10 protein-coding genes are annotated in these 15,154 nt (G+C 67.4%); 3 read left to right on the top strand and 7 right to left on the bottom strand.

Annotated features, from left to right (window positions below):
• The first annotated feature begins 702 nt into the window (after positions 1-702).
• From U1839_RS25625 to U1839_RS25635, 3 genes are all read left to right on the top strand, one after another.
• A complete protein-coding gene (locus tag U1839_RS25625) occupies positions 703-2,403 on the top strand; it encodes a DEAD/DEAH box helicase (protein ID WP_332806393.1) in 1,701 nt (566 codons plus the stop codon).
• 304 nt (positions 2,404-2,707) lie between these two features.
• Positions 2,708-3,802 (top strand): pyridoxal phosphate-dependent aminotransferase, encoded by a 1,095-nt coding sequence (locus U1839_RS25630; RefSeq protein ID WP_503653553.1) that lies wholly within the window; start codon positions 2,708-2,710, stop codon positions 3,800-3,802.
• 94 nt (positions 3,803-3,896) lie between these two features.
• Complete coding sequence (locus tag U1839_RS25635) at positions 3,897-4,127, top strand: hypothetical protein (protein ID WP_332806395.1); 231 nt, start codon at positions 3,897-3,899, stop codon at positions 4,125-4,127.
• A gap of 18 nt (positions 4,128-4,145) precedes the next feature.
• On the opposite strand, the gene U1839_RS25640 is transcribed toward U1839_RS25635, so the two are convergent.
• The 7 genes from U1839_RS25640 to uxaC form a co-directional block, all read right to left on the bottom strand.
• A complete protein-coding gene (locus U1839_RS25640) occupies positions 4,146-5,141 on the bottom strand; it encodes an alpha/beta hydrolase (RefSeq protein ID WP_332806396.1) in 996 nt (331 codons plus the stop codon).
• Between the two features lie 75 nt (positions 5,142-5,216).
• Positions 5,217-8,132, bottom strand: a complete 2,916-nt coding sequence (locus U1839_RS25645) for a TonB-dependent receptor (protein WP_332806397.1) — start codon at positions 8,130-8,132, stop codon at positions 5,217-5,219.
• 264 nt (positions 8,133-8,396) lie between these two features.
• Positions 8,397-9,953, bottom strand: a complete 1,557-nt coding sequence (locus tag U1839_RS25650; protein WP_332806398.1) for a carboxylesterase/lipase family protein — start codon at positions 9,951-9,953, stop codon at positions 8,397-8,399.
• Positions 9,940-10,944, bottom strand: a complete 1,005-nt coding sequence (locus tag U1839_RS25655) for a sugar kinase (RefSeq protein ID WP_332806399.1) — start codon at positions 10,942-10,944, stop codon at positions 9,940-9,942. Before U1839_RS25655 ends, U1839_RS25650 begins: the two co-directional genes overlap by 14 nt.
• Positions 10,945-11,098: 154 nt before the next feature.
• Complete coding sequence (kduD, locus tag U1839_RS25660) at positions 11,099-11,869, bottom strand: 2-dehydro-3-deoxy-D-gluconate 5-dehydrogenase KduD (RefSeq protein ID WP_332806400.1); 771 nt, start codon at positions 11,867-11,869, stop codon at positions 11,099-11,101.
• 168 nt (positions 11,870-12,037) lie between these two features.
• Positions 12,038-12,877 carry a 5-dehydro-4-deoxy-D-glucuronate isomerase gene (kduI, locus tag U1839_RS25665; protein WP_332806401.1) on the bottom strand — a complete coding sequence of 280 codons (840 nt, stop codon included), beginning with the start codon at positions 12,875-12,877 and terminating at the stop codon, positions 12,038-12,040.
• 287 nt (positions 12,878-13,164) lie between these two features.
• Entirely contained in the window at positions 13,165-14,607 is a 1,443-nt protein-coding gene (gene uxaC, locus U1839_RS25670) for a glucuronate isomerase (RefSeq protein WP_332806402.1), read from the bottom strand.
• Between the last annotated feature and the right edge of the window lie 547 nt (positions 14,608-15,154).

A 15,154-nucleotide genomic window follows, 5' to 3' on the forward strand; every position in this document is an offset into this window, starting at 1 on the left:
GGAACGATCCATCGAAAGCTCGACCGCATGGGCAACCATCGCCAGCATCCGCATGATCACCCGCAGAATCGCAAGAGTCTCAATCAGTTGAGAAACTTTTGAATCAGGCTCTAAGGCTCAAGCGCGAACAGCTTCAGGAAGACGAAATCAATCAGGTTGCCGGTGATGGATACAGCACCGGAACTGCTAAGCCGGACGGTCTGAACGAACATTCTGATGAGCATATCCGGTCGATGTTTCACGACCTTGGCGCGGCTCGAAACTAGGTTTGAGGTCTTTTGCGCACCACGACATATCGCCGCTTTCACACCCACCCTGATTCAACTCCCCACAAAACCCGCCACAACCACCCCCCGCTCTTTAACATCGTCCGCCCCGCTCACCCCCCGCCCGCGCACCATCGGTGGCCCGTCCACCGCGCGCGGGCGGACCTGTTCCGCGCCTGCTCCCGTCCTGCTCCCACCTGTTATCCCAACTGTTCCCCACCTGCTCGCGCACCTGTTAAGTTGGAAATCCGCGACACCTAACCCACGGACAATCAACCAAAAGCCGCAAACCGCCCCAGCAAAAAAATATATTCACCTGTTTAGCAGGTCGGAACAGGTGAATCCCCACCCCACGCCCCCCCGTGCTTTTCCCGCCAACCCATGCTATAGGGGGTCGAACGCCGCGCTCCCGCGCCGCCCCCAGAACCGGAATATCATGCCCTTTCAGACTCTCCCGGCGCATCTCGCCGAGGCGCTCGCGTCGCGTGGTTATGCAGCGCCCACTCCCGTCCAGGGCGCCGTCATCGAGCCGCAGGCCGCCGGCCGCGATCTGCTCGTCTCGGCGCAGACCGGCTCGGGCAAGACCGTCGCCTTCGGTCTCGCCATCGCCCCGCAACTGCTCACCGGCGAGGGCGACACGCTGCCCCGCGCCGCCGCCCCGCTCGCGCTCGCCATCGCCCCCACGCGCGAACTCGCGCTGCAGGTCAGCCGCGAGCTCGAATGGCTTTATGAGAAAGCCGGCGGGCGCATCACCACCTGCGTCGGCGGCATGAACCCGTCGGAGGAACGCCGCGCTCTGTCGCGCGGCGCGCACATCGTCGTCGGCACGCCGGGCCGCCTGCGCGATCACATCGAACGCGGCGCGCTCGATCTCTCCGCGCTCCAGGCCGTCATCCTCGACGAGGCCGACGAGATGCTCGACATGGGCTTCCGCGAAGATCTCGAGCAGATCCTCGACGCCACGCCCGATCAGCGCCGCACCCTGCTCTTCTCCGCCACCATCCCGCGCCAGATCGTCGCGCTCGCCAAGCGCTACCAGCGCGACGCGCTGCGCATCTCGACCGTCGGAGAGGATCGCGGCCATGGCGACATCGCCTATCAGGCCGTCACCGTCGCGCCCGCCGATATCGAGCATGCCGTGGTCAATTTGCTGCGCCTGCACGACGCCGAATCCGCCATGCTGTTCTGCGCCACGCGCGACAATGTCCGCCACCTCCATGCCAGCCTCGTCGATCGCGGTTTCGCCGCCGTCGCCTTGTCGGGCGAGCACAGCCAGTCCGAACGCAACGCCGCGATGCAGGCGCTGCGCGATCGTCGCGCCCGCGTCTGCGTCGCGACCGACGTCGCCGCGCGCGGCATCGATCTGCCGACGCTAAGCCTCGTCATCCATGTCGAGCTGCCGCGCGACGCCGAGACGCTGCAGCACCGCTCGGGCCGCACCGGCCGCGCCGGCAAGAAGGGCACCGCCGTGCTCATCGTCCCCTATCAGCGCAAGCGCCGCGTCGAGATGATGCTGAAGGGCGCGCGCATCGCCGTCGAGTGGCTCAACGCCCCGACCGTCGACGACATCCGCAAGGCCGATCGCGGCCGCCTGATCGAGGCTTTGCTCGCCCCGGTCGAGGTCGACGAGGAAGACCGTTCGCTCGCCGCCGAGATCATGGCGCAGCGCTCGCCTGAGGACATCGCCGCCGCGCTCGTCCAGGCGCACCGCGCGCGCCTCCCCGCGCCCGAGGAAATGGTCGATCAGGGCGCCGCCGGCCCTCCCGGCAAGGAACATCACCGCGCCGGCTTCGACGATGTCGTGTGGTTCCGCATGGACATCGGCCGCCGCCAGAACGCCGATCCGCGCTGGATCCTCCCGCTCATCTGCCGCCGCGGCCACATCACCAAGAACGAGGTCGGCGCGATCCGCATCGGCCCCAACGAAACCGCCTTCCAGATCCCCAGCGCCATCGCCGGCAAGTTCATGGCGGCGGTCAAGCGCACCATGGGCGAGGAAGCCGAAGGAAACGTCCGCTTCGAAGCCCTGCAAGGCGACCCCCGCCACGACCCGCGCGGGCCCCACCAGCACGGCGGCGCCAACGCCGGCCCGGCCCCGGTAAGGCATAAGCCCAGACCGACGCTGCGCCGCAAGTAACCTCCTTCTAAACACCTCCCCGGCACGGGGAGGGGGACCACGAAGTGGTGGAGGGGCTGGTCGGAAACGCCCAGACCACCACCACCACCGCCCGTCCGCCACCCCGGCATAACCTTCTTGGATCCTCCCCGGAACGGGGAGGGGGACCACGCAGTGGTGGAGGGGCTTGGAGCGCGCGGCCCGTGCCCCGCGCTCCAAGCCCCTCCACCACCGGCTTCGCCGGCGGTCCCCCTCCCCGTACCGGGGAGGTATGAAGTAGACGAGTTGGATAGCAGCAGCTAACGCCGCGCCCATGACCGACACCATCACCGCCCCCCGCCCCAAGGACTGGATCATGGCGATCGCGCCCTATATCCCGGGGCGCTCGACCACCGATGGCGGCGCGCCCGTCGCCAAGCTGTCGTCCAACGAGAACCCGCTCGGCACCAGCGATCAGGCGCGCGCCGCCTTCGCCGCGCACGACGCCGACCTGTCGCGCTACCCCGACGCCAGCGCCGCCGATCTGCGCGCGGCGATCGCCGCCCATCATGATCTCGATCCCGCCCGCGTCATCTACGGCACCGGCTCGGACGAGTTGCTCCACCTCGCCGCCGGCGCCTATGCCGGCCCGGGCGACGAGGTCATCTTCGTGCGCTACGGCTTCGCGGTGTACGAGATCGCCACGCGCCGCGTCGGCGCCACCCCCGTCATCGCCCCCGACAAGGGCTACGCGACCGATGTCGACGCGATCCTCGCCGCCGTCACCGACCGCACCCGTCTCGTCTTCGTCGCCAACCCCAACAACCCGACCGGCACCTTCGCTGATCGTGGCGAGATCGCCCGGCTCCATGCCGGCCTGCCGCCGCACGTCATGCTCGTGCTCGACCAGGCCTATGCCGAGTATCTCGCGCCCGAGGATGACGACGGCGGTCTCGATCTCGCCCGCACCGCCGCCAACGTCATCGTCACGCGCACCTTCTCCAAGATCCACGGCCTCGCCGCCGAGCGGATCGGCTGGGGATATGGCTCGGCCGAGGCGATCGCCGCGATGCACCGCATCCGCGCGCCCTTCTGCGTCACCACCGCCGGACAGCAGGCCGCGATCGCCGCGCTCGGCGCCAGCGACTTCATCGCCCATAGCCGCGCCCACAACCTTGAGTGGCGCGGCTGGTTCGCCGGCGAGATCGCCAAGCTCGGCAATGCCGGCCTGCGCGCCGTCCCCAGCCAGGCCAACTTCCTGCTCGTCCTGTTCGACGGCAAGGTCAGCGCGGAAGAGGCGTACAAGGCGCTGATGGACAAGGGTTATATCGTCCGCTGGCTCCCCGGCCAGGGCCTCGCCAACGGCCTGCGCATGACCATCGGCACCGAGGAAGAAACCCGCGGCCTCGCCGCCGCGCTGCGCGAGATCGTCGCCGGCTGAACGTCGCATCGACGGCATGAAACCAATGTCATGCCCGCGTCGTTCGGTCGCCATGCGTAACGGCTCAGGTTGCGCCGCCGGACGACCGAGGAGAATGATGGTGCGCAAGCTTGTGATGACGACGCTGCTGGCCGGTTCGCTGGCCTCGATCGGCACCGCCGCCGACGCCAAGGGCTGCATCAAGGGCGCGATCGTCGGTGCGGTCGCCGGCCATTACGCGCATCACCACGCCATCGCCGGCGCCGCGGCGGGCTGCGTCACCGGCCACTACATTGCCAAGCACAAGGCGCAGAAGAAGGCCCAGGCCCAGGCCGCGCGCCACTGAGGCTTGCGGGACGGGGGCTTATCCCAGCCCCTGCGTCCGCGCCCAGGCGGCGAACAGCTCGGGCCACGCCTCGGCCGGCTTGCCCATCGCGCGGCGCAGGCCGAAGCCATGCCCGCCATTGGTGAACAGATGCGTCTCGACCGGCACGCCCGCCGCCCTCAGCGCGGCGCGCATCGCCAGGCTGTTGTCGACCGGCACCGTCGGGTCGTCCTCGGCATGGACGAGGAAGCAGGGCGGGGTGGCCTTGGTCACGTTCGACGCCGGGGTATGCGCTAGCTCAAGCTCGGGCGTGGCGTTCGCCCCGATCAGCAGCGCGCGCGAGCCGGCATGCGCGAGCGGCGCGGTCATCGACTGCACGGCGTAGATCGGCGCCGCCACGTCGGGACGCGCGGTCAGCCGGTCGGCGGCATCGACCGGCTTGTAGGTCGCGGTGGCGAAGCGCGCCGCCAGGTCGCCACAGACATGCCCGCCGGCCGAGAAGCCCATCGCCGCGACGCGCTCGGGGATGATGCCATAGTCGCGCGCGCGGTGGCGGATCAGCCGCATCGCGCGCTGCGCGTCGGACAGCGCGACGTCGGGCCCCGCCGCCCAGCCATCGCCCGGCAGGCGGTAGAACAGCACGAACACCGTCCAGCCGCGCGCCGCCAGCCAGCGCGCGATCTCATAGCCTTCCTTGTCGATCACCACCCATTTGTAGCCGCCGCCCGGCATCACCAGCGCCGCCGAACCATTGGGGATGGCGGGACGGAACACGACCATGCGCGGCCGGACGACGCCGCGCACCGCGCGGTCGGTCAGCGCGGCGTCCTTGCTGCGCTCGTCGACCGTCTCGACCGGCGGCGTCGCGGGCATGCCCGGCGCGCCGGCCGGCCACAGGTCGATCGTCTCGGACGGTTCGGGCAGGCCCGGCACCGTGGGGCCGGCGGTGTGGGGCGGGGCGGTCTGCGCCGTGGCGCCCGCCGCGCCTACACCGGCGGCGAGCGTCGCGAGGATGGCGGAACGGCGATCGATCATCGGCAAGGACCCTGAAACAAGGCGGGCGCCGGCTCGCGAAAGCCGGCGCCCGGAGTGAGGAGAAAGAGACGGCGACTAGATCTTGACCCGCGCGCCGAACAGGATCGTGCGGCCGAAATGGTTGTTCTCGTAATTCCGTTCCGAGGTCGCGTCGGTGAAGCGATAGCGATAGGTGTCGGTCAGGTTGTTGCCGTCGACCGACAGTTCGATATGCGCGTTCACCTTGTAGCGCAGCGATGCGTCGAAGCTGGTGTACGAACCATAGCCTTCGAACACGTTGCTGGTGCCGCTGGTCGAGTCGACGAACGGCCCGCGATAGCTCACCGAACCGCGCACGCTGAAGATGTTGTCATCATAATAGAGCGTCGCATTGGCGGCACGCTTCGACACGCCGAGCAGCGTGCTGGTATAGTCCGCCGGCACGCCGGTCAGCGTGCAGGGCTGGACCGGCACGGTGGGCGTCGGCGCGGCGCGGGTGCAGGCGCTGATCGCCGGACCCGTGATGCGGTAGCTGGCGGTCGACTTGATGAAGGTCGCGTTGGCCTGGATGCCGGTATGCTTGAGGATGCCCGGCAGGAAGGAGAAGGGCAGTTGCAGCGCGATCTCGACGCCTTGCAGCTTTGCGCCCGTGCCGTTGACGTTGGCGCTGACGGTGTAGATCTGCGACGCATCGTTGGCGATATAGGCCGGCGAGCTCGGCGGCAGCGCGTCGCGGGTCAGGCCGGCGGCGGCGAGCGTCGAGGTATAGGTGGCAGATACCGGGAAGCTGTCGACATTCTTCTGGAACAGCGCGACCGAGAACACCGATTGCGGCGCGAAATACCATTCGACGCCGAGATCGAAGTTGGTCGCGCGATACGGATCGAGCAGCGGGTTGCCGTAGCTGATCTTGTAGTTGAATCCGTCGATCGATCCGCCCGGCGTCAGGTTGCCCAGCGTCGGCCGCGTCATCACCTTGGCGATCGCGCCGCGGATGATGATGTCGTGCGTCGGGTAGAGCGCGATGTTGAACGACGGCAGCCAGTCATCATAGGTCCGCTTGACGGTGACCGACACGCCGCTGAGGATGCCGGTCGACTGCTGGTCGGTATGGGCATAGCGCACACCGGCATTGCCGGCATATTTCAGGCCGAACAGCTCACCCTTGACGTCGAACTCGAGATAGCCGCCCGAGGTCGTTTCCTGGACCGAGCGGATATTGCCGACATCGGCCGTTGCCGTACGGCTGTAGAGCTTGGTGAAGGCCGTCGTGGCGGGCAGATTGGCGACGACGAACTGGCTGGTCGTGCCGGACGGCTGACCGGCGCTGGCCAGCGTGACGCTGTCGGCGAGCGCCGACGTGACGGGGAAACCATAGACGGTCGACGAGCAGGTCAGCGTGCCGAGTACGAGGTCGGCACCACTGGTGCCGCACACCGCGGTGTCGCGCAGATACGCCTTGGCGTCGAAGTTGAACCGCCGCCACACGCCGCCGGCCTTGATCTGGAAGCCGTCGACCACGTCCCATTCGGTGCGCAGCTGCGCAGTCTTGAAGCGGTTGACGACGCTCGACGGGCGGTCGCGGATCTCGGCGAGCTGGAAGTTTGCCGGATTATTGACGTCGATGCCATAGCTTAGCACCGGGCTCGCCATGTTCGAATAGTCGTATTTGAAGCCGGTCGCACTGCGATTGTCGAACAATATCGTCGTCTCGATCGGAATGTCGGCGGTCGATTTCGAGATGCCGCCGACCAGCGTGAAACGCAGCTTGTCGGTCAGGTCCTGGTCCCACTTGCCGCCGACCTGGTAGAATTCGGTGGTCGACTGGCGCAGATAATGTTCGGTGCGGACATAAGCGTTGTTGAACGTCGCCGCGATCATGTTGCCGTTGGTGTCATAGGTCGGGGCGACGACGTCGATGCCCTTTTCGTTGGAGCGCGCGAGCACCTCCAGCCACTTCTCCTCGCGGATTTCCTTGAAGCGCGAATAGAGCGCATCGATCGAGATCTTGGTCCCGTCGCTCGGCGCGAACTGGATCGAACCCGTCAGGCCGAGCCGTTCGCGATCGTGCCGCACGATGCCGTAGCGCGGGATCCGCGGGTGGAAGGACAGCGACGCGGCGTCGCAGGCCGCGCTCGGGCGGTAGTTCTTGCCGCTGAAGTTGACCGGCGTGCCGCCCGTTGCGTCGGGCACCGAATAGAAGCACTTGGTGCCGTCGACCGAGTTGAAATAGGCCTGCGCCCAGCGCACCGAATTGTTGCCGAGTTCGAGCGTGTTGGTCTTCGAATAGGCGCCGGAGAAGTTGACGCCGAAGGTGCCGGCATCATTGCGCCAGCTGACCAGCCCGGCGACACGCGGCCCGAGATTCTTCGACAGGTCGTTATACGAGCCCTGCAGGCTGAGCACGCCGGTCAGCCCGGCCTTGCCGGCCAGCGGGTTGCCGGTGTTGAGATCGACGACCGCGCCGAGCGATCCTTCGTCGAGCGAAGGTTCGGCGGTCTTGTGGACGACCAGGCTGCTGAACAATTCCGATGCGAAGACGTTGAAGTCGAAGGCACGGTCGCGGTTCGCGCTGGCGCCGTCGGAGGAGGTGGCGACGGTCTCAAGCCCGTTGACGCGTACGCGCGTGAACTGTGCGCCGAGGCCGCGCACGGTTATCGCACGGCCTTCGCCGCCGTCACGCTGGATCGAGATGCCGGGGATGCGCTGCAGCGACTCAGCGAGATTCTGGTCGGGGAATTTGGCGATGTCCTCGGCGACGATCGCGTCGACCGACGACACCGAATCGCGCTTCACATTGAGCGCGGCGTCGAGCGAGCGGCGGAAGCCGGTGACGACGATGTCCTGGGTCGGTTCCTCGGCGGTCGCGGCAGGGGCCGGTGCCGGCGTCGTGGCCTGGCCGGCAGCGAGTGCCGCACCCGGCAGCATCAGGCCCAGCGTCAGCGCGAGCGCGGAAACTCCGTGAAAATGACGATTGCCGCGCATTGTGGCCGCCGTTGCGAACTTTGCCATGACCCTCTCCCCTTGTGCAGCCGCGAGCGGCTGATTGCTGACACCGGTTGCCGGGCGCGCTTGGTCGCCGGTCACCGAATCGAACGTTTTGGGAGGGTTCGGGCTGCCCGGGCGAACCGGCATGCCATCCCCTCCCGCTAGTGCCAGCCGTTGCTGGTCGAATTACGCCGGCGATTGTCTCATTAGGTAACCGGTGTCATCTTAATGCTGCGCGCCGTGCCGCGTGTCAAGGCATGTCGGCACCGGGGCCTTCGCGTCGCGGTATCAGCTGCCCGGCTGGATATAGGGGACGCGGGCGAACAGTTCGCGCTGCCAGCGGCGCGGATCGTTCTCGATATGCGTGTCGACGTCGAAGACCATCGTCGCGCGGTGCGCCAGATCGTGGCGCGGCCAGCGCGGCAAGCCGGCGTGATTCGGGTCGCCGGTGGTGGCGAAGGCGACGAAGCTGTCCTGCATCGCGCGTGACGCGGCGCGCGCATCGGCGCCGGTGCCGGTTTGCGATCCGCTCGCGCCAAGCGTGCCGAACACCAGCGGAATGTCCATGGTGTGGAAGGCGCCGCGTCGCGGGTCGGTGCGCGAGGTGAAGTCGACCTGGTAGACGAAGCCCGGTGCGCCGGCGCGGGCGCGCGCCTCGGCCTCGATCACCTGGCCGCGCCAGCTGCGCCCGGCGGTGGTTGCGCCGTAGAAGATGTCGGTCGGCGACCAGTCGGGGAAGTGCGCGCGATATTGCGCGACGACCCATTCGGGCAGCACGTCGATGCGCAGCTCCGGCGCCATGCGTTCCGCGAGATTGTCCCAGCTCAAGCCCTTCACCTTGTCCGAGTCGGGCGAGATGAAGGCGCGGGTCTCGTCATGAACGTTGCCGAGCATCATCGGGATGGTGAGCCCTTGCGGGTTGGCATCGGGCCAGAAGGGGTGGCGTGTCAGCCATTTCATGTCGAGCACGGGGCCGAAATAGACCCCGCCGCCGAGAATCGGGTCGGTCGCGTCGAGCGCCTCGACCAGCTTGGCCGTCGGCATGGTGAGCAGTGGCGCGAGATCCTTCTCGTTCACCCCGAGCCTCGCCAAATAGGCGCGCGTCCGCGCGGTCGCGTTCATCGGACCGCTGGCGGTGACCTGCTGGCCGCTCATCGTCGCGGCGCGGTGGAACAAGCCCTTGGCGGCCGGCATGCCCATCATCGTCGCAATCTTGGCGCCGCCGCCCGACTGGCCGAACACCATCACGCGCGACGGATCGCCGCCGAACGCGGCGATGTTGTCACGCACCCATTTGAGCGCGAGGATCAGGTCGAGCTGGCCGGCATTGCCGCTGTCGGGGAAGCGCGGGTCGAGCCTTGCGAGATAGAGATATCCCAGCGCGTTGAGCCGGTGGTTGATCGTCACCACCACGACATCGCCGCGCGCGGCGAGATTATGGCCGTCGTTGAGCGGATCGGTGACGCTGCCGTTCGCATAGGCGCCGCCATGGATATAGACCATCACCGGCTTGCGCGCGCCCGACCCTACGGCGGTCCACACGTTGAGAAACAGGCAGTCCTCGGATTGCGGCGCATATTTGCCCTGTTGCGGGCAGACCGGCCCGAAGGCGTCGGCGCGGATCGTCTGGCCGGGGGTGGCGACCGCCACGGGCGCGCGAAAGCGCTCGGCGCGACCGTAGCGAATGCCGCGGAACGCCCGCACGCCGCCGTCGCCGGTCCCGACGAAATCGCCCGCGGGCGCGTGGACGACCGGGTCGCCCGTGGCGCGCGCCGCGCCGGCCAGCAGCATCGCCGACCCTGCGCCGATCACGGCGCGGCGGCTCCAGCGGTCAGCGGCGGACATCGAGCCCGCCGGCGAGATACGCATCGATATCGTTCTGGCGGAACAGGCAGGCATCGCCGGGCAGCGAATGCTTGAGCGCGGCGAGCGCGAGCCCGGTGCGCGCGGCATCGGCGCTGTCCTGGCCGTGGCGCAGCGCATGGAGCACGCCGGCGGCAAAGGCGTCGCCCGCGCCGATGCGATCGACGATGCCGGCGAGCGTGACCTCATCGGTCTGGACGAAGCCGGCGCGCGTATCGATCCGTGCCGCGAGGCGGTGGCGGTCGGCATCCTCGACGTGCCGCGCAGTCGAGGCGATCGTCTGCAGCCGGGGAAAGGCGGCGAAGGCGGCTTCGGCGGCGTCGCGCCGGCGGTCCTCGCCCGAACCGGAAAAGTCGCGGTCAAGCAGCAGGGCGATGTCGCGGTGGTTGCCGAACAGCAGATCGGCATGGCCGACCAGCTCGGACAGGATCGCGCGCGGATTGCCGTCCCAGCGCGCCCACAGCTTGCCGCGCCAGTTGCCGTCGAACGATACCGCGATGCCGCGTTCGCTCGCCGCGAGGACAGCGGCCAGCGCGCTTTGTGCCGATCCCGGCCCGAGCGCCGGGGTGATGCCCGACAGGTGCAGCCGGTCGACGCCGGCGAGCAGCGCTTCCCAATCCCATGCCTCGGCCGGGGTCTCGGCGAAGCTGGAATAAGCGCGGTCGTAGACCACTTCGGTGGCGCGCATGCCCGCGCCCGAGGTGACGAAATAGAGGCCCATGCGCTCGCCGCGGCGTTGGATCCCGCGCGTGTCGATACCGTGCCCACGCAGCGTGGTGATCGCGGCGTCGCCGAGATCATTGTCGGGCACCGCGCTGGCAAAGGCCACGTCATGGCCGAGCCGGGCGAGCGCGGTCGCGACATTGGCCTCGGCTCCCGCGACCCACACGTCGAAACGCGGCGTCTGCATCAGTAACTCGCGCCCCGGGGGTGAGAGGCGGAGCATGATTTCGCCGAAGGCGAGGAAGGTCATGATGCATTTCCCCAGAAATCGGACCTTCCCCGGCGAAGGCCGGGGTCCAGTTGGAAAGGTAGCGGCGATAGGCGTTGCGCCATCCCATTCCCGCCATCCCAACTGGGCCCCGGCCTTCGCCGGGGAAGGACAGGGAGGTTAGCGCCAGCGAGCATCACCGCGCCAGCCAGCCGCCGTCGACGGCGAGGATATGGCCCTGGACGTAATCCGCGGCGCTGGAGGCGAGGAACACCGCTGCGCCGCCGAGATCGCTCGCCGCACCCCAGCGCCCGGCGGGGATGCGGTCGACGATCGCCTTGTTGCGCACGGCGTCGGCCTGCAGCGCGGTGGTGTTGTTGGTCGCGATATAGCCCGGCGCGATCGCATTGACGTTGACGCCCTTGGCCGCCCATTCGTTGGCGAGCAGCTTGGTCAGCCCGCCAATACCCGCCTTGGAGGCAGTGTAGCTCGGCACGCGGATGCCGCCCTGGAAGGTCAGCATCGATGCGATGTTGATGATCTTACCAGATCCCCCCCCTTGTTCGTGATTTGCGATCATATGGCGGCCCGCCGCCTGGCACAGGAAGAACACCGATTTTAGGTTGGTGTCGATCACCGCATCCCAGTCTTCTTCCGTGAAGTCGACCGCATCGGCGCGGCGGATGATGCCGGCATTGTTGACGAGGATGTCGAGCCCGCCGAGCTTCGCGAGCGTTTCATCGACGACGCGCTGCACGGGTTCGATCGTCGACAGGTCGGCCGAGACGATTTCGGCCCGGCGGCCCATCGAGCGCACCTTGGCGAGGGTTTCCTCGGCCGGGGTGCGCCCGACCGCGGCGATGTCGGCACCGGCGGCGGCGAGCGACAGCGCGATCGCCTGGCCGATGCCGGTATTGGCGCCGGTGACGATGGCGACCTTGCCGGTCAGGTCGAAGGGACTGTTCATTTCATTCTCCTCCCCACCTCACGACTCCCCTCCCTGGAAAGGAGGGGCTGGGGGTGGGTGTTGTGGGGGGATCGGATCGCCCTCCTGTGGCCGACCCATCCCCAACCCCTCCCTGCCAGGGAGGGGAGTTAGTCAGTGTCCCTCCCGCAAGCGGAAGGGGAGATTGCATTACGCCAGCTGGCAGATGTCCAGCACATTCATGTCGGTATAGTCCTGGTTCTCGCCGGCCATCGCCCAGATGAAGGCATAGGCCTTGGTGCCCGAGCCCATATGCACCGACCAGGGCGGCGAGATCACCGCTTCTTCATTGGCCATGACGATGTGCCGCAGCGCCTCGCCCTCACCCATATAATGGAACACGCGATCGGTCGGGCCATCGAGCTCGAAGTAGAAATAGATCTCGCTGCGGCGCTCATGGATGTGCGGTGGCATGGTGTTCCACACCGAGCCGGGCTTGAGCACGGTAAGGCCCATCACCAGCTGCGCGCTGTCGCAAATCCCCGGGATGACCATCTGGTAGATCGTGCGCTCGTTCGATTCCTCGAGGCTGCCGCGCTCGAGCTTGGTCGCGTCGCCGACCGAGATCACGCGCGTGGTGAACGCCTTGTGTGCCGGGCACGACGCCAGATAGAAACGTGCGCCTTCGCCCGAGAATTGCACGTCCCTGGCGCCCATCGTGACGTAGAGGCAGTCCTTGTTGCCGAGCGCGAAGGCCTCGCCATCGACGGTGACGGTGCCGTCGACCTTGCCGACATTGACGATCGCCAGCTCGCGGCGTTCTAGGAAGGGATGGCCCATCGCCGACGCCGGCTCGGTCTGGTCGGGCAGCTTGACCGGCGCGCCGGCCACCGCGACGCCGCCGATCACCATGCGGTCGGCATGGGTGTAGTTGAGCACGCATTCGCCGGCGCGGAACAGGTCCTGGATCAGGTAGCGGTCGCGCAGCTCGTCGTTGGAGACGCACTCCATCATGTCGGGGTGCGTGGCGTAATAGGTGCGGTCGAACATGAAGGTCTCCGGTCTAGAGCGTGATGACATGATTTTGACCCGCCGCGAAGGAGCGGATTTTGGCGTGTGGCAAGGAACGAGGAGGGAGCGGGGTGGTACCCCCGTGACCGACGAGTGACGCGGCCACACGCCAAAAGGCGCCCGCCGCTTCGCGGTTGCCCTGAGCCGCCCGCCGGACATCGTCGCTGCCCTTGCACGGGCTACCAGCCCGCGCTGCGCGCCGCTCCTCGCCGACGAACGGCTCAGGGCAATCACGGTGGGTCAAAGTCATGTCATCACGCTCTGCATCAGGCCGCGGCGGCGGCGGGATGGGGTTGGTCGATCTTGTAGGCGCGGCGCACCAGCCCGCTGGTCAGCTCGTGCACCAGCTCGGCGGCCTCCCAGTCTTCGAGGCGATGCTCGGCGACGAGCCGGGCGAGGAAGCCGCAATCGATGCGCCGCGCGACATCGTGGCGCGCGGGAATCGACAGGAAGGCGCGGGTGTCGTCGTTGAACCCCACGCTGTTGTAGAAGCCGGCGGTCTCGGTGGTCATTTCGCGGAAGCGGCGCATCCCTTCCGGGCTGTCATGAAACCACCAGGACGGGCCGAGCTTGAGGCAAGGATAATGGCCGGCGAGCGGGGCGAGTTCGCGGGCATAGGTGCTCTCGTCGAGCGTGAAGAGGATGATCGACAGGTCGCTCTCATTGCCGAAGCGATCGAGCAGCGGCTTCAAGGCGCGGACATAATCGGTGCGCGTCGGGATGTCGGCGCCCTTGTCGCGGCCATGGCTGGCGAACAACCCGGCATTGTGGTTGCGGAACGAGCCGGGGTGGATCTGCATCACCATGCCGTCGTCGAGCGACATCGCCGCCATCTCGGTCAACATCTGCGCGCGGAACAGCTCGGCATCGGCCGGGGTCCAGGTATCGGTGACGATGGTGCGGAACAATCGTTCGGCCTCGCCCGGCGACAGGTTGGCGGTAGCGGCGGTGGGGTGGCCATGGTCGGTCGCGGTGGCGCCGGCGGCGCGGAAATCGGCGCGGCGCTTGCGGTGCGCGGCGAGATAACCGGTCCAGTCGTAAACGTCTTCGCCGGTCAGCTCGGCGAAGCGCGCCATGGCCGGCTTGAACGCCTCATGCTCGACATCGATCACGCCATCGGGGCGATAGGTGGTGACGACGCGGCCCGCCCAGCCCGAGCGGTGGATCGCGTGATGATGCGACAGATCGTCCTGCGGCCCCTCGGTGGTGGCGAGGAAATCGATGCGGAAGCGATCGAACAGCGCACGCGGGCGGAAGGCGTCGCTCGCCAGTGCCGCGCCGATCGCGTCGAAATAATGATCGGCGGTGCCGGCATCGAGCGCGACGTCGAAACCGAATACCTCGGCAAAGACATGGTCGAGCCAGATCCGCGATGGCGTGCCGCGGAACAGATGAAGGTGCGAGGCGAACAGCCGCCACGCCGCGCGCGGGTCGGTCGCCGGCTCGCCATTGCGGCGCGGGATGCGCAGCGCGTCGAGGTCGACGCCCTGGCTGTAGAGCATGCGGTAGATATAATGGTCGGGCGCGAGCAACAGGCTGGTGGCGTCGGTCCAGCGATCGTTGGTCGCGAACCAGGCGGGGTCGGTATGGCCGTGCGGGCTGACGATCGGTGCGCCCGCGATGGTGGCGTAGAGTTCGCGCGCGATCGACCGCGTCGTCGGGTCGGCCGGGAACAGGCGATCGGGATCGAGTCTCAGCTGCCGTGTCATTATGCCTCCTCTCCGCCGCGTCTGCGATGCGCGCCTAGCCTTTGGGTAACCGGTGTCAAGTGGGTGTGCAAGCTTCGGACCGTTAAAGCCCCTCCCCTTCAGGGGAGGGGTTGGGGGTGGGGCCTATCAGCGTACGCACCGCTGCCAAGGTCTACGTGCGAGCATGACCGGAAGTCGCTGCATAGGCTCGCATCTCGCCGAGCAAGTCTTGGCAAGCGGCATCCTCGCTAGGGAAGGTAAGTAAGCCGGTTTCCAACCCACGCTCGGCGTAGAAGGTTTCCCATAGAGCACCGTTCTGTCGGATGACGAAGCACTCCGATGGAATATCCGATTGCCCACAGAGCATATCGGCGCGGAGGCCTTCAAGCTTCATTCGCTCGACAAGTTGTTCTCTCGTTATACGTCCGATTACCACGAAACTGCGTGGCTGGTTAGAGCCCGAGCGGAAAGTGGTTGAGCGATATCAGTAGGTTGTGATTCACCGTCGTTGTCGAGACGATAGGAGAAGCAGATGGCCTGGACTGATACCGCCCGCCGGCAACATAGG

Source organism: Parasphingomonas halimpatiens (genome assembly GCF_036663795.1).
Taxonomy (GTDB): domain Bacteria; phylum Pseudomonadota; class Alphaproteobacteria; order Sphingomonadales; family Sphingomonadaceae; genus Sphingomonas.

Coding starts and splice junctions, on each gene's coding strand:
- U1839_RS25625 (WP_332806393.1), top strand. CDS start 703: ATGCCCTTTCAGACTCTCCCGGCGCATCTCGCCGAGGCGCTCGCGTCG.
- U1839_RS25635 (WP_332806395.1), top strand. CDS start 3,897: ATGATGGTGCGCAAGCTTGTGATGACGACGCTGCTGGCCGGTTCGCTG.
- U1839_RS25640 (WP_332806396.1), bottom strand. CDS start 5,141: ATGATCGATCGCCGTTCCGCCATCCTCGCGACGCTCGCCGCCGGTGTA.
- U1839_RS25645 (WP_332806397.1), bottom strand. CDS start 8,132: ATGGCAAAGTTCGCAACGGCGGCCACAATGCGCGGCAATCGTCATTTT.
- U1839_RS25650 (WP_332806398.1), bottom strand. CDS start 9,953: ATGTCCGCCGCTGACCGCTGGAGCCGCCGCGCCGTGATCGGCGCAGGG.
- U1839_RS25655 (WP_332806399.1), bottom strand. CDS start 10,944: ATGACCTTCCTCGCCTTCGGCGAAATCATGCTCCGCCTCTCACCCCCG.
- kduD (WP_332806400.1), bottom strand. CDS start 11,869: ATGAACAGTCCCTTCGACCTGACCGGCAAGGTCGCCATCGTCACCGGC.
- kduI (WP_332806401.1), bottom strand. CDS start 12,877: ATGTTCGACCGCACCTATTACGCCACGCACCCCGACATGATGGAGTGC.
- uxaC (WP_332806402.1), bottom strand. CDS start 14,607: ATGACACGGCAGCTGAGACTCGATCCCGATCGCCTGTTCCCGGCCGAC.